The sequence below is a fragment of the uncultured Roseobacter sp. genome, assembly GCF_947492555.1.
Taxonomy (GTDB): domain Bacteria; phylum Pseudomonadota; class Alphaproteobacteria; order Rhodobacterales; family Rhodobacteraceae; genus Roseobacter.
The window spans coordinates 947,071-969,189 of sequence record NZ_CANLNE010000001.1 but is presented as its reverse complement, the minus strand read 5'-3'; the positions used below and the strand labels follow the sequence as shown (position 1 = coordinate 969,189).

The window sequence follows — 22,119 nt, the reverse complement described above, 5'->3', positions numbered from 1 at the left end:
TCTTTTTCACACAACTTTCACCACTTCCTGTTTCTTGAGTAAGGTCGCCCGACATTGAGTACGTCCTTAAAGTGCACCACTTTGCTTCAACGCAGCAGGATGCAACCTGCTCGCTTTTGTGGAGTTTCTATGTCTCGGGGGGGATCAATATTGCTACTGCGGCCAATTATTCGAAGCCTGTAAACGACCGGTTTGGCGACGCCTGCGGCGCGGCAACCAAGGGGATACTGCAAGTGCGAAGCGATGCTGCGTCAGCAATAGCTGCGACTGCACAAGTCCGGTTTTCCCGCATTCCTGACCTCAAGGAAGGCTGCGGCGAAAGTCTGCTATTTCGTTTTTCGCATACGCAGCGGCGCCTAAGCGCCATTATGTTAAATGTTGGCTGTGGGCCGTGGGACACCCAACCAAGCCCCGCAAAAACGGCGCGCACTGCTCTCTAACCGACAAGACTCTCGACCCATGACGAAACCGCTGTGCTCATGGAGCTGATGTGATCCGCGCGCGTGAAGCCAGAAACGCGTTTACGCGGCTTCAGATCGTGGTCGCCATCTTCAAACCAACGCATCTGGATTGCTGCGGAAAACTCATACTCATCGACTTCGTCCTTCGAACCAAACTGGTCACGCGTTCCCTGACAGATCATTGTTGGGGTCTGCAGGTGCTTGAGATGCTCAGTCCGAAGCTTCTCAGGTTTCCCAATGGGGTGGAATGGATAGCCTACGCAGAGCAAGCCAGCGATATGATCCGCTTCAAACAGCTCATCGGCGATCATGCTGGCAACACGCCCACCCATGGACTTCCCACCTATGATCAGCGGGCCATCAGCATGTAGCTCTTCGATTGCTGCGAGGTACTCCGAGTTCAGTTTTTCAGCGCGTGGCGGGGGCTTCCTCGTGCCCTCGGTTCTGCGTTTCGCCATGTAGGAGAACTCAAACCGAATAACTCTCAGGCCCTGTTCCATCAACACCTCCGCAATCGCCGTCATTGCGGGGGAATCCATCGGCGCACCGGCTCCATGCGCTAACAGGATAGTTGCGCTTGCTACTTCGGGACTTAACTCAAGGAACTTGGTCTGCACTGTGTCGTTTTCTTATGAGGTTTCAGAGAGCGTATTAAAGAAGATGGTACACCGGACATCTGCAGTAACAAATCCCGCTTATGTTTCTGCTTATATCACACAGATTGGACGTCCTCTGCTTGGGAACTTCGCTTCCTTGGTTGCTCATACCCGACGCATTGCGATTGTCAGACCGTGTCGGAAATGGATTAAGTGCTGGATTCTATGGCGTGCCCGCTGTCACAGGGTTCAGAGTTTTGAAAAATCAACCGAAAACAGATTGTTAGAAGATCTATGCCTACAAATTGCAGCTATATCAATTGGCAAATGGTATATAATATATTGAAAATGTTACTAACATATATTGCTTAATTTGCTTCTGTTGCCTACATAATAACATTGTACGGCGACAGGGCGGAATATCGGATGAAAAAGCGCGATAAGAGGGCGAAGTTCGTGGAACTCGCGGAGAACAGAGTCAATCGGGCGATCAAGGATCTCCGACTGATCGGCAATTTGTCGAACCGATCGGCCTACGAGTTCGCTGACGAAGACATCCGCAAAATTTTTCGGGCTCTGCAGAAAGAGCTCGACTCTGCGAAGGGACGCTTTTCACGTGGTGACAAAGGTAGCGACGATGGTTTCCGGATTGATTGATGTCTTAAGCCAGAAAGCCGCGAACTCCCGCCACTACTGCAGAAAGGCGAGAAATCTAAAGGATTTGGCTGAAGATCGAAAGTTCATTTCGAAAAGAGACCACACGTCAGGAACGAACGTGAATGTGTGTGACAGAGTTGAGGTGTTTTACGATGAGTGAAACTGAACTGATGTTCCTCGAAAACCAGGCGGGTGAGGTCGAAGGTCTGGGGCACGCCGGTATTGAGACCTTCCGGGATACCCCGTTTGTGAGCTGCAGCAAAGAGGCCGGACAAAACACATTGGACGCGGCGAATGGACGCCCTGTTCGTATGGTTCTGCGTGAGCATCAGGTACCAGCCAGCGATATCCCTGGCATCGAAAAGCTCAGAGAAACGATTTCCGTTTGCCTCAAGACCGCTCGTGCTTCCGGAAACGACAAGGATCGAGACTTTTTCGAAAACGCAAATGACGTGGTGTCTAACCTGTTCATCCCTGTTCTTGAGATTGCCGACTACAACACAACCGGTTTGGAGGGACCACCGAACGACGCCTCGTCCAAGTTTCACGCGTTGGTCAAGAGTTCTGGCAAGAGCAACAAGGCGACCGAAACATCCGGCGGATCTTTCGGGATTGGCAAAAATGCGACCTTCGCAGTGTCCGATCTCAGAACGGTATTCTATTCCACTGTGTATGACACGCAGGATGGTGAAAAGTTCGCGCTTCAGGGAAAAGTTCAGCTCGTTTCACATAAAGATGCCGATAACACCGAGCGTACGGAGAAAGGATACTGGGGTCATACGGAGCATTTTAGTGCGGTCGAGGATCCCGAGTTGGTTCCAGCCTGGATGCAGCGCGACACCAAAGGAACGTCCGTGTTTTCTGTAGGGTTCCGTGGCGAGGAGGACTGGATCGACAGAATGACCGTCCCGCTGCTTTCGAATTTCTTTGCTGCAATTGACGACGGTGACATTGAGTTTGAAGTTGGAGATGAACCTCGCGTCCTGAGTGTCGGGACGTTGGCTGGATTGCTTGACGACGAAGCAATCGAAGAGGCTGGAGAAATGGCCTCTCACGGGGATGGGCAAAACAAATGCTGGCATGGGCGCCTTTTATCGCTCGCAGCACGAGTTGGTCTTTGTCTTCAAATCCGGGAAGGGATCTCACATCAACAACTTTGGCCTCGGTGAACGGGGGCGTCACCGCTCTAACCTCGCTTCCAGCTGTTGGAAACTGCAGTCGCCTGGCTGAACCTCTCCGAAACCGATAGCTTGCTGATCGAAATCTTTGAAGATTTTGATGTTGAGAGCGACAGCGGCGGCATCGAGCAGACCCAGGTCAAGCACAGCGCCAGCGATCGCACCCTGACGCTCGCGAGCAAAGACTCTCGTGACGCACTTGAAAGCTTCTGGGCTACGAGCCGAGAAGGTGAGGTAGCCGACGTATCTTTGGTCGTTCATACCAATATGAAAATTGGGACCGAAAGCGCCGCAAATTTGCCGGGCGGGGTCACCGGGATCGCATATTGGCACGCGGTCAATGCCGGCGCAGACGCTGCTCCTCTCAAAGACCTTTTGCTGACCACACAGCAGAGCGGCAAACTCAGATCTTGGCTCGAGAGTAACCCAGATGAAGACGCATTGCGTTCAAGACTCATCGCGCGCGTCCGTTGGCGAACAAGTCAGCCTAGTGGCGCGGCGCAAAACGCATTGCTTGCAGAGCTCATCACTGGACGCCTTACTGCCCTTGAATTGCCTGTGGGGCTGGCATCGCGGGTCTCGGCCCAAATTATCGAGCGTGTCTTTGCAGTCGCCAGTGAAACCGACCCCGCGCTTCGGCGCTTACGAGGCGGATGGCCGGACGCTGAAGATCAACGTGGACGAGGCGAAAACCATCAGGGCTCTGTATGAACTGTATCTGGAACATGGTCTCATTCGGGTCGTGAAAGAGCGCGCGGAAGATCTCGGTCTCAGGTCACGCCGGCGGGTGCGTAGGGCAGGGCGCGTCTCCGGTGGCACAGCGTTCGATCGCGGCCACATCCATCATCTCTTGAGCAACCCGATCTATGCAGGGCGCATCCGGCACAAAGGGCAGGTTTACGAGGGACAGCATTCGGCAATTGTCGACCCGGTGATCTGGGACAAGGTCCAGCAGACGCTGAAAGACGGAGCTGCAAAGGCCCGGGGCACAAAGCGCAAGGCCATACGATCGCCGCTGGCGGGAAAGCTCTTTGATGAAACCGGCGACCGCTTGACGCCCAGCCATAGCCGGAAGAATGGCAAGCGTCTGCGCTACTACATCTCTCACAGACTGGTGAAGGACCGGAGCCGGAAGCACCCGGATGCGTGGCGGTTGCCCGCGGAACAGATGGAGGCGCTGATCGCCGATCTGGTGAAAAAGCATCTGCAGCGCCACGATGTTGCAACGCGGCTTGTCCGTGATCTGCCCGCGTCAGACGTCACCGCCAAATCAGCTAACCTGCACGCCATCCGGCAGACCACGCAATGTCTGCATCTGATCGAACGCGCTGACCTGAGCCCGGGAGAAGTGTCCGTTCGGTTGTGTCAGACCAAACTTACCTCGGTTCTTAAATGTGATGCAGACCGGATTAATACAGAAGAACTGATCCTCATGTCGCCCTTCCGGATGCGCAGGCGCGGTGTCGAGCTGAAACTGCATCTTGGGGACGCGCCATCGGATGTCGATCCGACGTTGGTTCAGAACATCGTCAAAGCGCAGAGGTGGATGGCGATGATTATTGCCGGCAAGACATTCACTGAGATCGCACAGGCTGAGGGCACATCAAAGCGCCGGGTGCAGGATATTGTTGATCTTGCGATGCTCGCGCCAGACATCCTGGACGCGATAGCAGTTGGTGAGCAGTCGGAGGGGGTGACGTCTGACCGTCTCATTAAGTCGGGTGTCCCAGCCGTCTGGTCAGAACAGCGCGAGCAACTTGCGAAGCCGTAAGCCAAGACCTTACTAAACCCCCCCAAACTCGTACCGTGGGAATCGCCACCTGAGACTACGGCCTGAAATTGGCCTGATCTGCGCTCACGTGCGGGTCTCTGTCGGAAACCGCCTGTGCCAAGCAGCGGAAAACTCGTCACAATACCAGGGCAATCTCTCACTAGCTGAAATGTCAGGAGTGTTTGGCTGTGCAGGTAGTTTCGAGCTAACCAGTCTGCGGTGAAATTTCCTGATAACAGGCAAAAAACAGGGAAAAACTGCCGATTTTGCGATTGTTTGAGCTTGCTGTATTGATTGCGAACTAAAGAACAGTGGCTTGGGCGCGATTTCCCTAAGTTCATTAACAGGGAAATCCCGTTCCGATAACAGTGAGTTTGATGTAACGAACAGGGAAGCAGTACTCAACCTGATGTATGCTGTATGATGATTTTGATGCCGGAAATTCCTGGAGCCGACGTTCGAGTGGAGTGCAGCGAACGGCGGCTCAGACCCCATTCTGTGAGTCCGGATTTTTTGCTGCGTGCGCACGCAGCGTGAAAATCGCTGCATGTGCGAAACAATCTATGCCGCAACGCAGCCAAAGTAGCGGCCATTGGTGCAAACCGTACGTTCAGTAGACGCTCAAGAACTAACCTTGTCATTTGCTGATACAATCGCGTGGTCAGCACGGTGCTGATGATTGGCGCGGAGGGAGGATCGGGGGGCATATCATGCCAAGAGTCCAACTTCCCGCAACCACCCCAAGACGCAGAGCCTGGAACAAGGGGCGGATCATCGGTCAGAAACGACCCTTGCTGCCAAAACAGGTCTGGGCGATCCGGGCACGGCTGGAACTTGCCAACAATCTACGAGACCTGGCTTTGTTTAATGTCGCTATCGACAGCAAATTGCGCGGCTGCGATCTCGTCAAACTCGCAGTGTCAGATCTGGTCAAAGATGACCACGTGCGCGAGCGGGTTTCCGTCATCCAATCCAAGACAAAACGACCCGTTCAATTTGAACTCACGGAAAACACACGCAAAACTGTCCATAGTTGGATCAAAGCACCGGGGATGTTTGCCTGCCAATTCATGTTTCCAAGCCGGTTCCACGACCGCCCGCACATATCGACGCGACAATACGGTCGAATTGTCCGCGATTGGGTGACGGCAATCGGGTTAGAGCCGAGTGGGTACGGCACGCATTCATTGCGCCGCACGAAGGCCGCGGAAATCTATCGAAAAACCGGCAATCTCCGCGCTGTCCAACTGCTGCTGGGTCACACCAAAATCGATAGTACCGTTCGATATTTGGGCGTCGAGCTCGACGATGCTCTAAGCATCGCTGAGCGTATAGACATCTGACCCAATTTGGCTAACGGCTCGCCGTTAGCCATTTCGAAGGTTTTTTTGTCTTTCGTGCGGCGGTGGGCGGTTTTGAGCCCACTCTATGAGTTTATAGGGCAAGAACCTCAATCTTCTCCAAATTGGCGGTTCGTTCACTTTGGTCGAGACACAGCGTCCCCGAAGCCTTACAGTCTACATCTGAAGCGATGTGATCGTGCCTCTTCCTTGTATTTTCATGCATAGCTCAATCCCGTAGGGGGCCGAACCATCACAAATCTCATTCAGATCGTTTATGTGTCACAGCCGTTTGGGTACGACGAGCCGACACTGGCGGGCATTTTGCTCGATGCTAGACATTGTAATAAGCGGGATGACGTGACCGGCGCGTTGATTTGTCGACATGACATCTACCTGCAATTGCTGGAAGGTCCGGAAGATGCAGTGCGCGCAGCCTATAAGCGGATCAGTCAAGATGATCGTCATGCTGGGGTCAAAGAGCTACTGAACCACAAGATAGAAAGCCGGATGTTTGCAAGTTGGGCGATGCTTCATGATCCTGCGAAGACTTGGATTTGGACGGAAGAAGAGATCGCAAACGCGGCACTTGACCGTGCAGAGCCAGCAGAAATAATAAAAGTATTCACGGACTTGTCGGATCGATCCGAGAAACCGTCAGTGCATTGAACAAGCCCCTTCACGTGGCGACGCATTCGCGATCCACGAAATGTAAATGGTGCGCTGAATGATGACCGTGCACTCGGTGCTAGATGCGTTTACCGCGTGGGAATGTGATCGCATTGTTGCGGCAATCGCCGATGTGCCAACCAATGAAGCGAAGCTTGTCGGCGGCAATCGCAACCATATCCAGCGCAATGCAAATCTTGTTTGGATGGACGATGTCGGAGAACTGAGTTGGGTGATGACCCGGTTGATCGAGGTTGTTAGTCATTCTAACAACCAAAAATTTAATTTCGATCTACGCGAATTTGCGGAAAGCCCGCAAATCGCGACTTACGATGCAGCCAACGGGGCCCATTTTGCTTGGCATTCTGACATTGGCCTTGGCCGCGTGGCTTTCAAAAGAAAGCTCACGCTTGTTTTGCAATTGAGCAATCCGGAAACCTACGACGGGGGTGACTTGGAAATCAGGCCAAGTGCGCAAATTGAATTGGCCAATCGGGCCCAAGGTGCCGTTAGCGTTTTTCCGAGCTTTGCACTGCATCAAGTAACGCCGATAGAGTGGGGCATTCGGCGTTCGCTTACAGTCTGGGCGCATGGCCCCGCGTTTCGCTAAGTTGGGCATCAAGAGGCTCGAGAGATAACGCTATCGGCGCTATTGGGAAAACCGTCAGGTTAGCTAGCCTTGTAAAAGAGGCGCGAGGCGAATATGTAGCGCATACGAAGTTGTGGTTTTCTTTCGCAAAGGCGCATCGCCTGCCTAAACGAACTGCAATCATCTATCATCAAAATTCGATTGTCACATTCCGGAGCAGGGACCTGACGCTTGGAGCGGTCAGCGATGTTGTTGCGCACGACCGCATCGCGCTCGTGTCAGCTTCATTTGCTTTGGTGGCAGAAAGGCCTGCGATGTGTGATCTCGCTTGGATCATGCGCGCGCGGCCGAACGACGTAGCTAAGGCTCTGACAAAATGTTTTGTCAGCGCAACAAACAGTGAAGCGACACTCTCTCCGTCAAAGGATTAAATAAATGACTTTTCCAGAATGGACGAAACCCGGCATCTACGGTGCTTTGGGTGGCGCGATTGCGGTTTCTATCTTGGGCTTCTCATGGGGGGGCTGGACAACAAGCGGCAGTGCCCAAACCATGGCACAGGACTTGGCTGCTGAAGAGGTGACTTTGGCGATGGTGCCGGTCTGCCTCAATATGTCAGCGGCTGATCCGGAACGCACAGAGAAGCTCGCAACTCTTCAGGATCTCTCTAGTTTTGGCCGCCGCAATGCAATGATGGAAACGGGCTGGGCCACGCGCCCCGGTACAGATACGCCAGACCGTGACCTCGCAGCCGCTTGCCTCGCGGGGCTTGAGTTAGATGGATCATAAATCAAAGACATCACAGCAATCTCCATCGACGGTCTATGGGGTCCGGTTGTTGGCGGATGCCCGAATGCTTGGGGTCGTTTTCATGGGACCCGTCTTTGCTCTGTTGCTCCTTGCAATGCCTGCCATTGCGCAAACCATCCCAGAAAACGCCAGCGCAAAAAGCTATGGCGAAGGTTGGGAATGCAACATCGGGTTTCGGCCAAGTGAGGAAAGCTGTGCAGCCATTGTAGTCCCTGAAAATGCCTATGCGACAAACCGCACCTATGGATCCGGATGGGAATGTCATCACGGCTTTCGCGAGGTCGATGAAACAGCCTGCGTTACAGTCATTGTCCCCGACGGTGGTTTTCTGGCCCCTTCTGGCGAAGGTTGGCACTGCCTGCGCGGATATTTCAAAGTTGACGATATCTGCCAAGAGATCGTCGTGCCTGAAAACGGCTTTCTAGTGGACGCGACCTATGGATCCACGTGGGAATGTGGACGCGGGTTTGAGAAGGCGGAAGACAGTTGCGCGGCAATCACGGTTCCGATCAACGGATATCTGAACGGTTCACGCTACGGTCAGCCTTGGTCATGTGAACGTGGGTTTTTCGAACAGGACGGTCTGTGCGAGGCCGTGATCATCCCTGAGTTCGCATATTTCGACGATGCGTCTTACGGTGAGGGGTGGAAATGCCAGCGGGGATATGCCGCTTCCGGTGCAGGCTGCCAAGTAATCGAAATTCCCGCAAACGCCCATCTCGACAGGTCTGGCAACCGTTGGGAATGCAATCGGAACTTTCAAAAATCCAAGGGTCTGTGCGTTCTAAATAACTAAGTGCGTGACGCCAAGAGGTCCGCCTCAACACCTCGTCGAACGACAGTCTCAACATCAAAAGGAAGACAAGATGAAAACCGAAATCCAGACGGTAGATACCGGTCGCCGCCCCGTCGGGGGCGCTCAGGCGCCGCCTATGATACGTGACACACAGGCACAATCATCTTCGCTCACCCAGATCCCTACAGCGGTTATCTATTGCGAGGGCAACTTTGCCAAAATTGATGGCAAGACGGCCAACGGGCTCGTGCGTCATTCAGAGGCCTACAAGATCATCTCGGTCATCGACAGCGCTCGCGGTGGCGAGAACAGCGGGCAGGTTCTTAATGACGTGGTCAACAACGTACCAATTCTCAAAGACCTAGATGCCGCCGTCGCCCATGCAACCGCCAAACCTGATACCTTTATCTATGGGATGGCCCCCTCAACAGGGCGACTTTCGCTCGCTGATCGTGGGGTCGTACTGGATGCGATTGGGCGCGGCATGAACATCGTCAGCGGCTTGCATGAATATCTCAGTGACGATCCCGAAATTGCGCAAGCCGCATCGGACGGACAGGTCACCATTCGCGACATCCGCAAACCCAAAGCCAGCAAAGACATGCGCTTGTTCGACGGCAGCGTCGCGAATGTCCATGCGCTACGCATCGCAGTACTGGGGACCGATTGCGCGATCGGAAAACGGACCACTGCGACGGTCTTGGCACGCGCCCTCAACGCAAAGGGCATCAAGACTGTACTGGTTGGCACGGGTCAGACGGGCCTGATGCAGGGCGCAAAATATGGCGTGGCCATGGATGCCGTTCCACCCCAATTCTGCTGCGGCGAACTTGAGGGTGCGATTGTCGCCGCCTCGGAGGCGGAACAACCCGATGTCATTTTGATCGAGGGCCAAGGTGCGCTCAGCCATCCGGCGTTCTGTACATCGGCCTTTATCCTGCGCGGCAGCCAACCCGACGCCGTCATCCTTCAGCATGCCCCAAAACGCAGCCATCGCTGCGATTTTCCCAATATGCCAATGCCCACCCCGGCAAGCGAGATTGCTTTGATCGAGGCCTTTTCTGACACCAAGGTCATCGGCATCACGCTCAATCACGAGGGGATGTCAGAAGCCGAGATCACGAACACGATTGCAGCTCAAAGCGAAAAACTTGGGCTGCCCGTCACTGACGCGCTCAGTAGACCAACGGCACATTTGCTGGCGATGGTTGCTGCGGCCTATCCCGGTCTGCAGCAAGGAACACCCAAGGTCGCGGTTTGAATTGCCCGCGCATCGAAGTTGACCTGCACAAGATACGTCACAACACGCAGACGATAGTTGAACGGCTGAAGAGACGTGGCATCCGTGTGACCGCGGTGACGAAAGCCACGTGTGGGCATCCAGCCATCGCACAGGCCATGCTTGACGGTGGCGCTGCGGGCCTGGCCGAAGCGCGTTTGAGCAATGTGAAGCGGTTACGACAGGCTGGTGTGACTTGTCCGATTACGTTGATCCGAACACCAATGCTGAGTCAGGTCAATGACGTCGTGCAAGTCTGCGACGCAAGCTACAACACAGAGATGTCTGTGATCGCAGCTTTGGCCGCTGCTGCACTCCGACAAAACACGGTTCACGGCATAATCCTGATGGTGGAAATGGGTGATCTGCGCGAAGGGATCATGCCACAAGATCTTGGCGACTTGGCACGGCGTGTTGTTGATATGCCCGGTGTGGCACTGAAGGGCATTGGGGCCAACTTCGCATGTCTCAGCGGGATCGCCCCGGCGGCTGCAAAGATGCGGGCATTGTCTGTGCTAGCGAATGATGTGGGGGGGCAGTGTGGCCCATTCATTGAGACAGTATCTGGCGGCAATTCTGCAAACCTGCCTTGGGCGACTGGCGGGCATGCCACAGGCCGGATCAACGATCTGCGCATTGGTGAAGCCATACTACTTGGTGTCGATCCAGTCACAGGGGATCAGATTGGTGGTATGTACCGGGACGCCTTTACGCTTGTCGCCGAAGTGATCGAGACGGATGCCAAGTCTGTGCACCCGGTTGTGGGCAACGCCGATCACACCTTGGCAAGAATTCGACGTGTTCCTGACATTTCAAAAATCACGCGGATTATTCTTGCCATCGGGCATCAGGACACCGACGCAGCAGGGCTTTCAATGCCTGCTGGCACCACACTTATCGGCGCAACAAGCGATCATCTTGTCATTGGCACATGTGATGCAACGCCCTGCGTCGGATCGGAAATGCGGTTTCGGATGAACTATAGCGCATTGATGCGCGCCATGGCCGCCCCGGATATTCAGATAAATCGGCGCAATGACAGACCTGCGACAAACGCACACAAGGTCCATGGCCCAGGCAAACACCTGACATTAGTTTGAACAGTCCTGTTCAGACAAGGCTGGATGAAATCAAAAAGGAGATTGCCTCTTGGCAAAGCTGACAAAAACAAGCGTATTCAAAGCGCACGGCTCCAAGGCGGAAACACCATTGGACAAGACAACCCGTGTCGTTCGGAAAATGGTCGAAGAAGAGGCCGAGCAGCGACAAACCAAGATTAACCGTCTTCGTAACGCGCGCCTTGAACGAGAAGCCAACACTCCGATAAAGCCGTCACGCTAGGGCATCGGACCGGTTCAGCCAAGGCGACCACGTCGCAACAATTCACGTTTCGTCTGCGTCGTTCAATCTGCCTAAGCGACCGGACCCACCAGAAGGAATTTGCCAATGACTCACGCAGACGAGAGCACAACAAAAGTTCACTATATCTGTCAGACCTATGTGGAACAGAAGCCTGGGCGAGACGGGCACGCGAGCCTGAAGATTGGCAAACAATTTCAGTATTCAACGGCAGCAGAAGCCCAGAATAGAGCCGAACGGGAATCCCAGTCCGACGACTGCGCCGGTGCTGATGCCTACATGATCAGTGAAGACCCAGACAGTGGTGAAGTCGGATCACCAAGTTTTCTCGTCAGGCTTGGGAACGTCCCGGAAACTGATGACTTCTAGAACACCCTTCTGGCAACGTGTTTTCAAAGAGGCATTTCACCACCTTGGGCTGAGTTCGCTAGAAAAGCAGCTATTGGCGCAGCCGCAACGAAAAGCAAGGTACCGACTGGCCTAACACCATAAGTCTGAATGACGGCTTTGATGATATCAGCGGCATCGCGGCGGCAACTAAGCTGCAATTGCGAGAAAATGCTGCGTCAGCAATAGCTGCAACTGCACAAGTCCGCTTCGTCCGCAGAGCTGCCGTTGAGAGATCGGCGTCGAAGGTCCGATGTGCGGACAAAGCACCATTTCGCTTTCGTTGCGCCAATGGCCGCTTTTTGCAGTGCAAAAAGCCCAACTTCGTAGAAGAGACCTTGTCGAAAAAGTCTTTTGGACTGCTAGCAAAGACGCGTGTTTAGGGAGACGCTGTGTTACATTCGAGGTGCGGTATTATGGGTCGAAACTAGTCCAATTAAAAAGCCTTAGAATTCATCAAATTCTGGAACATTGCCAAGCCTTACAAGGAAACTTGGTGATCCGACTTCGCCGCTGTTCGGGTCTTCGCTGACCATGTAGGCATCGGCACCCGCGCACGTTTCGGATCGGACTTCTCTTTCCGCTCTGTTTTGCGCTTCCGACGCTGTTGAATGCTCAAATTGCTTGTCAATTTTCAGGGCTACTTGACCATCGCGCCCTACTGTCTTCTCAACATATGTCTGGCAGATGTAGTGAACCTTTACTGCGTTCTTGTCTGAATCTGTCATAGACGCTTCCTCGGAAAGAGTGGGAACGGTTGCGAAGGTCGGGAGAGACGTGAGGCGGAAACCTATTTGTTTGCTTCTCGCATAACCAGATTATGAATTGCCAGGTTTGGCGGCAAATAGAGAGCAGGGGATCAGCGGCGGTGTCATCCCTTTTTGGCGACTTTGGATGCGTGTTTTTTCTCCGTTGCAGAGGCGGCATCTGTAGGGGTGTTCGCTTCCCTCTCGAGCCGGGCAGTGCGAAGCCGGGCGATCTTAACTTGTCTTTGCTGTGCTTCTTCGTCGATTATTTCCCTGACGACACGCGTTGTCTTGTCCATCGTTGTTTCCGGTTGGGGATCAAATGCTTTAAACAGGGTAGTTTTCGTCAGCTTGGGCAATGGTCAATCTCCTTAGGTGCTTCGAATTCGCATGTTTGAGCGAGGCGTTTCAAACCAACGCCAGGTCTTTGCTTGTACCTTGGATGTTTCGCGATGTCTTTGGGGACCGGTCCGAGAGCAGCATTGTTTCGATGTCGGGTGCGGCCATGGCATGCATCAACGCGCTATAGTTTATCTGAAATCTCATCTCGGTTCCGACCGGTAGCGGTGAGCCGCTTGTACAAATGACAAGATGATCGCTTGTTGCGCCGACAAATGAGTGTCCGGAAGGCATCGAAAGCCCCGAAACATCCGTGTCTTGATGCCCAATGGCGAGGAGCAGACGTGTGGTGTACCCACTCTCCGGGACAAGACGAAGTCTTACCAAAACCGGATCGACACAGTTGGCGGGTGGAAATACCGGCTTTGTATCGGTCTCAATAACTTCAGCGACAAGTGTGAATGCACTCTTATAGAGGCCGCCTATCTGATCTCCTGTAACCGGATCAACGCCTAGAAGTATGGCTTCCCCCAGCCTCAGATCGTTGATGCGACCAGTCGATTGCCCCCCGAGCGCCCAGGGCAAACTAGCGGAACCGCCACCAGATACCGTTTTGAGGAAAGGGCCACATGCCCCTTCGGTTTCCGTCGCCAGGTCGCAGAGAGCTGCCATTTTGCTTGCATTGGGGGCTATTCCACTGAGGCAGGCAAAGTTTGACCCGATACCTTTCAACGCAACACCGGGCATATTCATGACGTGTCGTGCAATTGTGGCCAAGTTCTCCGGCAGTATCCCTTCACGCAGATCGCCCATCTCGACCATCAGGATAATGCCATGAGTCGTGTTTTCCCGGATCGCGGCAGCGGCCAAGGCTGCGATCACAACTGGCTCTGTGTTGTAGCTTGCCTCGCAGAGTTGTACGACCTCATTGGCTTGGCTCAGCAGCGGTGTTCGGATCAATGTAATCGGGCTTGTCAGACCGGCTGTGCGCAACCTCTGCACGTTGCTGAGGCGCGCCTCTGAAAGACCCAGAGCGCCACCGTCCAGCATGGCCTGAGCGACGGCAGGATGTCCACACACTGCTTTGGTCACTCCAGTGACACTGATGCCACGCGTCTTCAGCCGCTCAACAACTGTCTTAGTATTGTGACGTATCTTGCGCAGATCCACTTCTATGCGAGGAGTGCTCATACCGCAGCCACAGGCGTTTTTTCCTGCAGGCCCGGATACGCGGCAACGAGCATGGCGAGCAAATGCGCTGCCGGTCGGCTTAACGCATCGGTCACAGGCAATCCAAGTTTTTCAGATTGTGCTGCGATAGCGTCCGTAATTTCGGCTTCGGACATCCCTTCATGATTGAGTGTGACGCCGATAACCCTCGTATCGGCAAACGCTTCGATAAGGGCAATCTCACTCGCAGGGGTGGGCATCGGCATATTCGGAAAATCGCAGCGATGGGCGCGTTTGGGCGCGTGCTGAAGGATGACCGCATCGGGTTGGCTGCCCCGCAATATAAAAGCGGAGGTGCAAAAGGCCGGGTGGCTTAGCGCGCCCTGACCCTCGATAAGGATCACGTCAGGCCGTTCACCGTCCGAGGCGGCAACAATCGCACCCTCAAGCTCGCCACAGCAGAACTGCGGCGGCACGGCGTCCATTGCCACACCGTATTTTGCGCCCTGCATCAAACCCGTCTGGCCCGTGCCAACAAGCACCGTTTTGATGCCCTTTGCGTTCAGCGCACGTGCCAGCACTGTCGCCGTCGTCCGCTTGCCAATGGCGCAATCGGTCCCGAGAACCGCAACACGCAGAGCTTCCACCCCTGCTACGCTGCCATCAAACAGTCGCATGTCTTTGCTTGGCTTGGGTTTTCGTATGTCGCGAATGGTGACATCCCGTTGGGAAGCGGCGGTAGCGATTTCAGGGTCGTCGCTTAAATATTCATGTAAACCACTGACGATGTTCAAACCAAGTGCTATGGCATCCAGAATGACGCTCCGATCAGATGGTGAGATTTTCCCTGTCGAGGGTGCCATCCCGTAGATGAGCGTATCAGGGATCAGCGCCTCATGGACGAGAGCCGCATTCAGATCATTGAAGACCGGTATGTTGTTCATCGCATCGTCAAGAACCAGCCCGCTGTCCTGCCCACCGTGGGTACTGTCGATGACTGATAGGATCCGGTAGGCTTCTGAATGACGCACGAGGCCGTTTGCCGTCTTGCCATCAATTTTGGCGAAATTGCCCTCGCAGTAGACAATGGCACTGGGGGGGATGATCGGCTGAGCTACAGTATTGGATTGCGTGCTTTCGTTTTGCGCTGATGGGGACGCTTGCACGCCGTTGACATTCCGTTGGATGGTGTCCACCGCCTTGAGGTCGGGTTCCATGTTTAGGGTCCTTTAGGATGACCGGCACAAAAGACATCACTGCCATGGGTGCCGCGATTTGAAGCCGGAGTGGTCGTGGTCCTGCTCGGTGAGTGTTCAGTTGTCGAGCACGCACAAGTCTTTTGATTTTTGGAAGTTCTTGTTGCATACCCAACGGTTTCCGGACCTGTCGAGATGGGCGTTTGCGGGAACCTCTATAGCTATGCACCTATCATCAGACGCGGCATATCCCCGTTCGCATTTCCACCCCTGGCCGTACGTCGCATCATCGAAGTAGGCATGCTCGGGGACCACAACGGCTGCGCACAGATCATCCTGTTCAAAATAACCCCGTTCACATGTCCAAGGCTGGCCATAGCTTGATGTATTCAGGTAGGCGTTGAGCGGAACCACAATGGCGGTACATGCGTCTCCGTCGGCCCGAAACCCGCGCGCGCAGACCCATTCGGACCCGTAAGACGTATCCGCCAGATAGGCGTTCGCCGGTAGGAAAATCTCCTGACAGGTATCGTCGATTTTGAGAAATCCGCGCAGGCAATGCCAGCGTTCGCCTGAGGGGTCGAGAAACCCGCCCTCGGGGACAATCACTTCAACACAGGCACCTTCATCGCTCCTTCTAAAGCCGTGGAAACACTCCCACCCGGGACCGTATCTGTGGTTGGTCTCATAAGCATTTTCCGGCACAATCACTGCCGCACAGGCGTCGCCATTCGGTCTATACCCCTTATTGCATTGCCACCCATCCCCGTAGCTTTTTGCGCTGGAGTTCTCGGGCATCAGCTGACCGGTGGATTGGGCAAATGCAGGCATTGCAAGGAGAAGCAAAGCAAAGATCGAGAAGACAAATAACGCCATCGTTGTTTGAAAGGCTGTCAACATACGTGTCCAGCAAGCTGCCTGCGGCCGTCGCATCATTAAGCCGGACCTATGATCCATCCAGCTCAAGCCCCGCGAGACAAGCCGCTGCGAGCTCCCGGTTTGGCGTGTCGGAGCCCGGTGGCGTCGCCCAGCCCGTATCCATCATAGCCTTGCGGCGGTTGAACCCAGAGGCCTCCTGAAGGACGACCAGTTTGTCTGCGCTTTCCGGGTCAGCCGCTGACATATCCAGGCAGACTGGCACCATCGCCAGTGTCACTTTTTCGCCCGCAAGTTTCTGCGCCATATCCTGAGCATTTCCGCTGGTTGTCCAGCCACCCCAGGTAAAGCCGAGGATAGAGACCGCAATCGCACCGGCTAAAGCACCGTAAATACCTGGTTTCGTCCATTCTGGAAAAGTCATTTTACATCCCTTGACGGAGAAAGCGCCGCCTCGCTATTTTGTTTGTTTTTGTCCAGCCGTGATTTACGTCAGGGCCATTTCTAAGTCGCGATGATCGTTAAAGCGCAATCGGCACCCGCCGGTGACTCGACGGATCGGCAGATGCGTTAAGGTCTTTCGCTCCGCCACCATGCTGTGACTTTGCGTAATTTCATCTTCCTCAAAGAACTCACAACTGTCCGGCGGCAAGTCATCGGGAGAACCGGTCCCCACAAACGGATGGACAAATGTCACAGGTGATGTGGTCGTACTCGACAACATCAGCAAACTTCTCAAACATCAGATCCCTATGACAGGACGTGACAGCTGAATTTTAATGGTGGAAGATTGTAGTCCGCTCTGGCAGAGCGATGGGCCTAGACCTCAGAAAACCACATCTACTGGAATCTCTATGTAGTCTCTTGGCGTCGCAATTACAATGCTATCTGACCTGTCTCTGTCTCCACCAATACCTTTGAAAGGAATGAGAGTTAGAAATCCTTCACCTTTTTTTCGGCAAAACCTTCACCAGATACGTCACTTTTTTAGTATTACCCGATTGTGTTGAAAAACTCTGATTTTGCCTAAAATGGGAGAAATAGTTGCCCATAGAGAGCCTGTCGAAAAATTTGGCCAGGGGGTCGGCCAAAACACTACTTTGGCGATGCGAAGAGCGCTAGTGACCTTCTCTGCACAAACAGGGCGGACTTCTCTGATACATCGGCATTTGGCGAAAAAGTCAGGGTGCTAAATTTCCGAGTTTTTCAACACAATCACCCAGAAGCCGACCTTCGCTGCATTCCAGAAAATCTACACGATGGGCTCAGAGCCGTCATTAGATCGAGCGCAGCATAGTTTGATCAAGGGCAGACCGTGCCAGCGAGGACGGCCCATTGCGGACCTTCGCCCCTCGTTCAAGATGCTGCGGTTGCAGCCCACATAGCGGACATTGCCCATGAGCGCAGCATGTCGGCATGCTGGATGACCGCATCGCGGACAGAAGCTTTCGTTCCAAGGTTGGAACGAAAGCCCGGCAGTTGAAAGGACTCGCCAACTCTCATCAAACATCTTCCTCTGAAGGGCGCATGTACACCTTCAGGTGATGAACTGGTGCCAGACCGAACTTCTCTCTGGTGGGTGAGTTTAGCGCCGTGAGTTGACCCATACCCCATTCTTCAGAAAAAAGATGAAAGTGCTCGTGTGACTTGGAGTCGTTTGGAAATTCGAGTTCTGAAAGGTATTCGATGAGTTCATCACGACCCTCTCCGTCCAAGAAAAGGTGCACTTCCCCTTCAACGCTTCCTAGGGCTATTTTCACGTACTCACTCCTACACATATTTCTTTCAAGGTAGACACCCTGTAAATCAGTTTGACTGGCATCACCATTCGATACCTTGGATTGACAGCTGACGCTCAGCTGCGTTGCAGCAACTTGGTGGATAGGGCTCTGAGCCGACCTCGGAGGCAGCGCAGCAATCCCGTGTTACGGTTCCTCGTCAACGTCGGGTTGTCGTTGTGGGAGGGCATGGAGGATCGGAGGATCAGTCATGGAAACACCAAACTTACCGGCCATTCGAGCACTTCGCCCTGCATGGAACAAAGGCCGCATCGTCGGTCAGAAACGGCCGCTGAAGCCAAAACACGTCTGGGCAATCCGTGTTCGGCTTGAATTGGCAGAAAACCATCGCGACCTCGCACTCTTCAACATGGCGATCGACAGCAAACTGCGCGGCTGCGACCTGGTGAAGATGAAGGTCGTCGATGTAATGGCATCAGGTCAGATCAAGGAACGCGCCTCCGTCCTGCAACGCAAAACTCAGAAACCCGTCCGATTTGAAATATCCGAAGGCACACGCACATCAGTCGAGAAGTGGATGGAAGATGAGCTCATGGTTGGCTCCGAGTATCTTTGGCCTGGCCGCTTCCATGAGCGCCTGCATATCTCGACACGCCACTATGCGCGGATTGTCCGCGACTGGGGCACATCTATCGGTCTGGAGGCGAGCGCATATGGCACGCATTCGATGAGGCGAACAAAGGTGACCCAGATTTACAAAAAGACTGGCAACTTACGGGCGGTTCAGCTTCTGCTTGGACACACCAAGATGGATAGCACCGTCCGGTATCTAGGCGTCGAGCTGGAGTATGCGCTAGCGATAGCCGAGGCCATTGAAATCTAGCAATGTCGGGTCGCCTTCCTGGCGGCCCAAAGCGGTCGCTCAACTTGCTGCCGCAATGCCGCAGTTGCAGCCCACTTTGCGGACATTCGCCGCAAGTGCTTTGGACTTTGGAAGTCTCGGCTTGGATCATAATCATTGCTCGTTAAAGCAGTGGCTTTGGCGCCACTAAAACCGGTAGGCCCCGCAAAGAATTAATCTCTTAGACCTTGAACGGAGCATATGCATGTATGAAGGCACTGCACGGTAGCGCACTGTGGTAAGTGCCATGCGTGCCGTGTTTGCCAGCTTTCGCGCGGCCCATGCGACAGGCGGGAAGCAAGCACCGAGAGACTGTCTACCGCCCGCGCCTCATCAGGACGTCTATGTGCGCAGCAGTACTTGCGGCGAGTGCATTCAGATCGTAGCCGCCCTCAAGCGTTGAAACGACGCGCCCATCCGCATGAGTGTCCGCAAGATCGCAAAGCGCTTCCGTAATCCAAGCGAAATCCGCCTCCTTCAGTGAAAGCTGCGCCAAAGGGTCGTCCTCATGGGCGTCAAACCCAGCCGATATTACGATCAGTTCAGGTGCAAAGGAATCGAGCGCAGGCAAACCATTCCTTTCCCAGACCCTACGGAAACCGGCGCTGCCGGTGCCGGGGCTGAGCGGCAGGTTCATGACGTTATCATGCGCGCCGGTCTCATCGCAATCACCGGTACCAGGCCAAAGTGGCATCTGGTGACTGCCTACCAGCAGCGTTCGTGCTTCATCCCAAAGCAGATCCTGGGTGCCGTTCCCGTGATGTACGTCGAAGTCGACAATCGCCACCCGGGATAGCCCGTGTTGATCAAGCGCGCGTTTCGCAGCGATTGCCGCGTTTCCAAAGAGGCAGAAGCCCATGGATTCTTCCGCTTCGGCATGATGGCCTGGTGGCCGTGTGGCGCAAAAGGCGTTTGTGATTTCGCCGTCAAGCACTGCATCTACGGCCGCAACAGAAGCACCGACGGCCCGAAGGGCTGCGGCCCAAGAACCCGGGGAGACATGTGTATCGGCGTCCAGTGCGCGGCTTCCCTCTGTGGGGATGGCAGCTTCGATCCTGGCTATATATCTCTCGGGATGGCAGCGCAGCAGTTCGGACGGGTCGGCCATTGGGGCGTCGCGTCGATCAAGGGCTGAAAAACGATCATCTGACAAAGCCGCTGCGATCGCTTCCAGTCTTTCGACCCGCTCCGGGTGTCCCGGCGGCGTGACATGTCCATGGCTATCTGCGTGTGAGTAGAGAGCTGTGGTCATATGCGCCTACCTCTTCAGTTCGGTGTAGCTTGCGGTTAACCCGCGCCCGATCGCAACACCTCCTGGGCGCATTTATGGAACTATGAATCCGACACGACCAATGGCACTCGGCGCGGAGCGTACCTAGTGGACCTCGCTGGCAGAGCCAATTTAAGGATAGGAGCGGACCTTCTGCCCGCAAGCCTCAGGTAGCTGCACTGGCAACGAAGCGGTCATGTGCTCTTCGAGCACCGGACTGCCCTCAGAAAACCCCCGCCACCTCATACATCACCGGTTCGAAGCGCGTGGAAAGCTGTGCAATCTCGCGGTTCCGTGCCCGCATTTCTTCGCTACGTAGCATCGCCTGAAAGTCCTCGCGCTTCGCCCATTGCGAATAGTTGGCTATCCGCGTCTGCGCGTCGTTAACGTGCAGACCCGCAGCGATGAAGCCTGGCTGTTGTGAGATGAAGTCGCGATAGGCACCCTGCAACTTGTCCATTAGATCGGCGCAGGTGCCTGGGGAGCATTCGAACGTGGTGATGACAGTTTGACATGTGGCGGCTGTATCAATCTTGAGCATCCGGTCCTCCTCCCTGCCAGTATAGCAGTTATCGCACTATCTTGCGCTGTTGCATGTTTACTTGGATTCGAACCAACTGTTTTGAGACAACAGATAGGCGCGGAGCCTCGGTAGGATTGAGCTCATGACGCCCGATCCTAGCGACGCGGCGGCCGGCAAAACGCATTGTTGTCTCTAAAAACTCTCGGCCCAATCCAGACATTGAATGCTGCCTTCACTTTCTGCGGTCTCAGTCCGCCTTGCAGACCGTTGCTGCAAGCGCGATCCGTGGGGCAAGGCTAAGTTGCAGTTTGCTGACGAAACCAACCTTCGCGGCAAATGCGCCAATGGGCGGCGTTGCTGGCTTGAAGCGAATGAAGAAACGTTCAGCCTAAGATTAACGTCTTTCGGAACGGCGAAGCGGTAAATTACGCACCCGACCAAACTGGTGACAAAAGCGGGGCACCGATTGATTTCAACCCCCTCTTGTTTTAGTGGCGTGTATCTAGAATCGTCCTGAAGCACCGCCTCCACCAGAGCGGCCACCACCGAATCCGCCTGAGCTGCTGCTCTTTTGCGGGATGACAAAGACGTGCGTGTCGACATGGTCGCAATTTACGCAGCGCCTTGTGCGAACGCCGGAGCCGGACATCGTTCGGCTGGCTGGCATTGTTGTCTGGCGCGTTTGCCTTAGGCCACGCTGGCCACAGTTAGGGCATTTTCGTACTCGGGCCAGCTGATCACCGATAAGGCCGCGCCCGTAGCTTAGCACCGCGAAAGCACCAAAAAGAGCGAGTACCCAATTGTTGGGCCCGCCAGATCCGCTACGCGGGTCTTGCCCGGCAAGGAAAGGCATGACGATTTCGTCAATCGTGGCCGTGGTACCTTCTTGTAGTCCGCGCACGTAATCGTCGTTCGAAAGAGCGGGTACGAAGCGGCTGTCCACCACCCTTTTAGCCTCTCTGTCCCAATCGTTTGAGTAGGCTGCACCAAGTTCGATGCGCATTTCGCGGTCTTCGGTAAGGATAAGGATAAGAACACCGTCATTGCTGTCGCTGTCGCCAATGCCCCATTTGTCAAAGAGCCCCGTCGAGAACTCTTCGAGCGCTTGGTTTGGGGCATAGGGGCGTTTGCTTTCGAGGGTTAGCAACGACATTTCGACCCCGGTTTCGGCCTTTAGGGCGCGAAGCTGGGCCGCGATTCTCGCCTCGATATCGGCTGGAAGAACTTGCGCGTAGTCGTTGACGGTTGTGCTTTGATAGATCGGATAGGATTGACCGAGGGCAGTGCTTGCCCAAAGACTAAGAACCAGAACAAAACTCCGCAATTTCTTACCTTTCATGATTTCAGCTGAACTATATGTACGTATTCATTAGAAAAATTCTATGTTCTTTAGCGGGTAATCGAAGGGTAAAATTCCCCTAGGTCAATTTGTGGGGCAAATTTCTTTTTGGGTTTTACTCCAAGTGT

25 protein-coding genes are annotated in these 22,119 nt (G+C 54.4%); 14 read left to right on the top strand and 11 right to left on the bottom strand.

All coding sequences use genetic code 11. The annotated features are described in order from the left end of the window. Positions 1 to 436: 436 nt before the first annotated feature. The gene (locus Q1A07_RS04705) at positions 437 to 1,078 is read right to left on the bottom strand and encodes an alpha/beta family hydrolase (RefSeq protein ID WP_299778260.1); all 642 of its coding nucleotides are present in this window, start codon (positions 1,076 to 1,078) and stop codon (positions 437 to 439) included. A 405-nt stretch (positions 1,079 to 1,483) separates the two neighbouring features. On the opposite strand from Q1A07_RS04705, the gene Q1A07_RS04700 reads away from it, so the two are divergent. The 13 genes from Q1A07_RS04700 (at position 1,484) to Q1A07_RS04640 (ending at position 11,874) form a co-directional block, all read left to right on the top strand. After that, positions 1,484 to 1,714, top strand: a complete 231-nt coding sequence (locus tag Q1A07_RS04700) for a hypothetical protein (protein WP_299778258.1) — start codon at positions 1,484 to 1,486, stop codon at positions 1,712 to 1,714. Positions 1,715 to 1,866: 152 nt separating this feature from the next. After that, entirely contained in the window at positions 1,867 to 2,883 is a 1,017-nt protein-coding gene (locus Q1A07_RS04695) for a hypothetical protein (protein WP_299778256.1), read from the top strand. A gap of 36 nt (positions 2,884 to 2,919) precedes the next feature. Then, positions 2,920 to 3,603 (top strand): hypothetical protein, encoded by a 684-nt coding sequence (locus Q1A07_RS04690; RefSeq protein ID WP_299778254.1) that lies wholly within the window; start codon positions 2,920 to 2,922, stop codon positions 3,601 to 3,603. Continuing rightward, positions 3,509 to 4,663, top strand: coding sequence for a recombinase family protein (locus tag Q1A07_RS04685; RefSeq protein WP_299778252.1), 1,155 nt, complete (start codon positions 3,509 to 3,511; stop codon positions 4,661 to 4,663). The genes Q1A07_RS04690 and Q1A07_RS04685 overlap by 95 nt, the downstream gene beginning before the upstream one ends. A gap of 710 nt (positions 4,664 to 5,373) precedes the next feature. Continuing rightward, positions 5,374 to 6,006, top strand: a complete 633-nt coding sequence (locus Q1A07_RS04680) for a tyrosine-type recombinase/integrase (RefSeq protein ID WP_299778250.1) — start codon at positions 5,374 to 5,376, stop codon at positions 6,004 to 6,006. 249 nt (positions 6,007 to 6,255) lie between these two features. Further along, positions 6,256 to 6,672: a BLUF domain-containing protein gene (locus Q1A07_RS04675; RefSeq protein ID WP_366944036.1), complete on the top strand. Its 417-nt coding sequence runs from the start codon at positions 6,256 to 6,258 to the stop codon at positions 6,670 to 6,672. A 58-nt stretch (positions 6,673 to 6,730) separates the two neighbouring features. Continuing rightward, a complete protein-coding gene (locus Q1A07_RS04670) occupies positions 6,731 to 7,282 on the top strand; it encodes a 2OG-Fe(II) oxygenase (RefSeq protein WP_299778248.1) in 552 nt (183 codons plus the stop codon). Positions 7,283 to 7,696: 414 nt separating this feature from the next. Further along, the gene (locus Q1A07_RS04665) at positions 7,697 to 8,050 is read left to right on the top strand and encodes a hypothetical protein (protein ID WP_299778247.1); all 354 of its coding nucleotides are present in this window, start codon (positions 7,697 to 7,699) and stop codon (positions 8,048 to 8,050) included. Further along, positions 8,040 to 8,867: a hypothetical protein gene (locus Q1A07_RS04660; protein ID WP_299778245.1), complete on the top strand. Its 828-nt coding sequence runs from the start codon at positions 8,040 to 8,042 to the stop codon at positions 8,865 to 8,867. Before Q1A07_RS04665 ends, Q1A07_RS04660 begins: the two co-directional genes overlap by 11 nt. Before the next feature lie 70 nt (positions 8,868 to 8,937). After that, positions 8,938 to 10,128 carry a DUF1611 domain-containing protein gene (locus Q1A07_RS04655; RefSeq protein WP_299778243.1) on the top strand — a complete coding sequence of 397 codons (1,191 nt, stop codon included), beginning with the start codon at positions 8,938 to 8,940 and terminating at the stop codon, positions 10,126 to 10,128. Beyond that, positions 10,125 to 11,246, top strand: a complete 1,122-nt coding sequence (locus Q1A07_RS04650; RefSeq protein ID WP_299778241.1) for an alanine/ornithine racemase family PLP-dependent enzyme — start codon at positions 10,125 to 10,127, stop codon at positions 11,244 to 11,246. The genes Q1A07_RS04655 and Q1A07_RS04650 overlap by 4 nt, the downstream gene beginning before the upstream one ends. Before the next feature lie 49 nt (positions 11,247 to 11,295). Continuing rightward, positions 11,296 to 11,487, top strand: coding sequence for a hypothetical protein (locus tag Q1A07_RS04645; protein WP_299778239.1), 192 nt, complete (start codon positions 11,296 to 11,298; stop codon positions 11,485 to 11,487). Between the two features lie 105 nt (positions 11,488 to 11,592). Continuing rightward, on the top strand, positions 11,593 to 11,874 hold the full coding sequence (locus Q1A07_RS04640) for a hypothetical protein (RefSeq protein ID WP_299778237.1): 282 nt from the start codon (positions 11,593 to 11,595) through the stop codon (positions 11,872 to 11,874). A 464-nt stretch (positions 11,875 to 12,338) separates the two neighbouring features. Here the strand turns inward: Q1A07_RS04640 and Q1A07_RS04635 are convergent, their stop codons facing one another. From Q1A07_RS04635 to Q1A07_RS04605, 7 genes are all read right to left on the bottom strand, one after another. Then, on the bottom strand, positions 12,339 to 12,620 hold the full coding sequence (locus Q1A07_RS04635; protein ID WP_299778235.1) for a hypothetical protein: 282 nt from the start codon (positions 12,618 to 12,620) through the stop codon (positions 12,339 to 12,341). Between the two features lie 143 nt (positions 12,621 to 12,763). Continuing rightward, positions 12,764 to 12,997, bottom strand: a complete 234-nt coding sequence (locus Q1A07_RS04630) for a hypothetical protein (RefSeq protein ID WP_299778233.1) — start codon at positions 12,995 to 12,997, stop codon at positions 12,764 to 12,766. A gap of 49 nt (positions 12,998 to 13,046) precedes the next feature. After that, entirely contained in the window at positions 13,047 to 14,168 is a 1,122-nt protein-coding gene (locus Q1A07_RS04625; protein WP_299778231.1) for an alanine/ornithine racemase family PLP-dependent enzyme, read from the bottom strand. Further along, positions 14,165 to 15,364: a DUF1611 domain-containing protein gene (locus tag Q1A07_RS04620; protein ID WP_299778229.1), complete on the bottom strand. Its 1,200-nt coding sequence runs from the start codon at positions 15,362 to 15,364 to the stop codon at positions 14,165 to 14,167. The genes Q1A07_RS04625 and Q1A07_RS04620 overlap by 4 nt, the downstream gene beginning before the upstream one ends. A 96-nt stretch (positions 15,365 to 15,460) precedes the next feature. Beyond that, a complete protein-coding gene (locus Q1A07_RS04615; RefSeq protein ID WP_299778227.1) occupies positions 15,461 to 16,276 on the bottom strand; it encodes a hypothetical protein in 816 nt (271 codons plus the stop codon). Positions 16,277 to 16,289: 13 nt separating this feature from the next. Then, a complete protein-coding gene (locus Q1A07_RS04610; RefSeq protein WP_299778225.1) occupies positions 16,290 to 16,643 on the bottom strand; it encodes a hypothetical protein in 354 nt (117 codons plus the stop codon). 1,078 nt (positions 16,644 to 17,721) lie between these two features. Further along, on the bottom strand, positions 17,722 to 17,979 hold the full coding sequence (locus tag Q1A07_RS04605) for a hypothetical protein (protein ID WP_299778223.1): 258 nt from the start codon (positions 17,977 to 17,979) through the stop codon (positions 17,722 to 17,724). A gap of 229 nt (positions 17,980 to 18,208) precedes the next feature. On the opposite strand from Q1A07_RS04605, the gene Q1A07_RS04600 reads away from it, so the two are divergent. After that, positions 18,209 to 18,841 (top strand): tyrosine-type recombinase/integrase, encoded by a 633-nt coding sequence (locus Q1A07_RS04600; protein WP_299778221.1) that lies wholly within the window; start codon positions 18,209 to 18,211, stop codon positions 18,839 to 18,841. Between the two features lie 334 nt (positions 18,842 to 19,175). Here Q1A07_RS04600 and Q1A07_RS04595 read toward each other — a convergent pair whose 3' ends face one another. The 3 genes from Q1A07_RS04595 to Q1A07_RS04585 all read right to left on the bottom strand — a co-directional run bounded on the left by Q1A07_RS04595 (position 19,176) and on the right by Q1A07_RS04585 (position 21,991). Next, entirely contained in the window at positions 19,176 to 20,111 is a 936-nt protein-coding gene (locus Q1A07_RS04595; RefSeq protein ID WP_299778219.1) for a histone deacetylase family protein, read from the bottom strand. 241 nt (positions 20,112 to 20,352) lie between these two features. Further along, positions 20,353 to 20,670: an antibiotic biosynthesis monooxygenase family protein gene (locus Q1A07_RS04590; protein WP_299778217.1), complete on the bottom strand. Its 318-nt coding sequence runs from the start codon at positions 20,668 to 20,670 to the stop codon at positions 20,353 to 20,355. A gap of 484 nt (positions 20,671 to 21,154) precedes the next feature. After that, positions 21,155 to 21,991: a YgcG family protein gene (locus tag Q1A07_RS04585; protein WP_299778215.1), complete on the bottom strand. Its 837-nt coding sequence runs from the start codon at positions 21,989 to 21,991 to the stop codon at positions 21,155 to 21,157. Positions 21,992 to 22,119 lie beyond the last annotated feature (128 nt).

Excerpts from the sequence above, each read along its gene's own strand:
- Q1A07_RS04700 (WP_299778258.1), top strand. The coding sequence starts at position 1,484 with ATGAAAAAGCGCGATAAGAGGGCGAAGTTCGTGGAACTCGCGGAGAAC.
- Q1A07_RS04695 (WP_299778256.1), top strand. The coding sequence starts at position 1,867 with ATGAGTGAAACTGAACTGATGTTCCTCGAAAACCAGGCGGGTGAGGTC.
- Q1A07_RS04680 (WP_299778250.1), top strand. The coding sequence starts at position 5,374 with ATGCCAAGAGTCCAACTTCCCGCAACCACCCCAAGACGCAGAGCCTGG.
- Q1A07_RS04670 (WP_299778248.1), top strand. The coding sequence starts at position 6,731 with ATGATGACCGTGCACTCGGTGCTAGATGCGTTTACCGCGTGGGAATGT.
- Q1A07_RS04665 (WP_299778247.1), top strand. The coding sequence starts at position 7,697 with ATGACTTTTCCAGAATGGACGAAACCCGGCATCTACGGTGCTTTGGGT.
- Q1A07_RS04660 (WP_299778245.1), top strand. The coding sequence starts at position 8,040 with ATGGATCATAAATCAAAGACATCACAGCAATCTCCATCGACGGTCTAT.
- Q1A07_RS04655 (WP_299778243.1), top strand. The coding sequence starts at position 8,938 with ATGAAAACCGAAATCCAGACGGTAGATACCGGTCGCCGCCCCGTCGGG.
- Q1A07_RS04640 (WP_299778237.1), top strand. The coding sequence starts at position 11,593 with ATGACTCACGCAGACGAGAGCACAACAAAAGTTCACTATATCTGTCAG.
- Q1A07_RS04635 (WP_299778235.1), bottom strand. The coding sequence starts at position 12,620 with ATGACAGATTCAGACAAGAACGCAGTAAAGGTTCACTACATCTGCCAG.
- Q1A07_RS04625 (WP_299778231.1), bottom strand. The coding sequence starts at position 14,168 with ATGAGCACTCCTCGCATAGAAGTGGATCTGCGCAAGATACGTCACAAT.
- Q1A07_RS04620 (WP_299778229.1), bottom strand. The coding sequence starts at position 15,364 with ATGGAACCCGACCTCAAGGCGGTGGACACCATCCAACGGAATGTCAAC.
- Q1A07_RS04615 (WP_299778227.1), bottom strand. The coding sequence starts at position 16,276 with ATGCGACGGCCGCAGGCAGCTTGCTGGACACGTATGTTGACAGCCTTT.
- Q1A07_RS04610 (WP_299778225.1), bottom strand. The coding sequence starts at position 16,643 with ATGACTTTTCCAGAATGGACGAAACCAGGTATTTACGGTGCTTTAGCC.
- Q1A07_RS04600 (WP_299778221.1), top strand. The coding sequence starts at position 18,209 with ATGGAAACACCAAACTTACCGGCCATTCGAGCACTTCGCCCTGCATGG.
- Q1A07_RS04595 (WP_299778219.1), bottom strand. The coding sequence starts at position 20,111 with ATGACCACAGCTCTCTACTCACACGCAGATAGCCATGGACATGTCACG.
- Q1A07_RS04590 (WP_299778217.1), bottom strand. The coding sequence starts at position 20,670 with ATGCTCAAGATTGATACAGCCGCCACATGTCAAACTGTCATCACCACG.
- Q1A07_RS04585 (WP_299778215.1), bottom strand. The coding sequence starts at position 21,991 with ATGAAAGGTAAGAAATTGCGGAGTTTTGTTCTGGTTCTTAGTCTTTGG.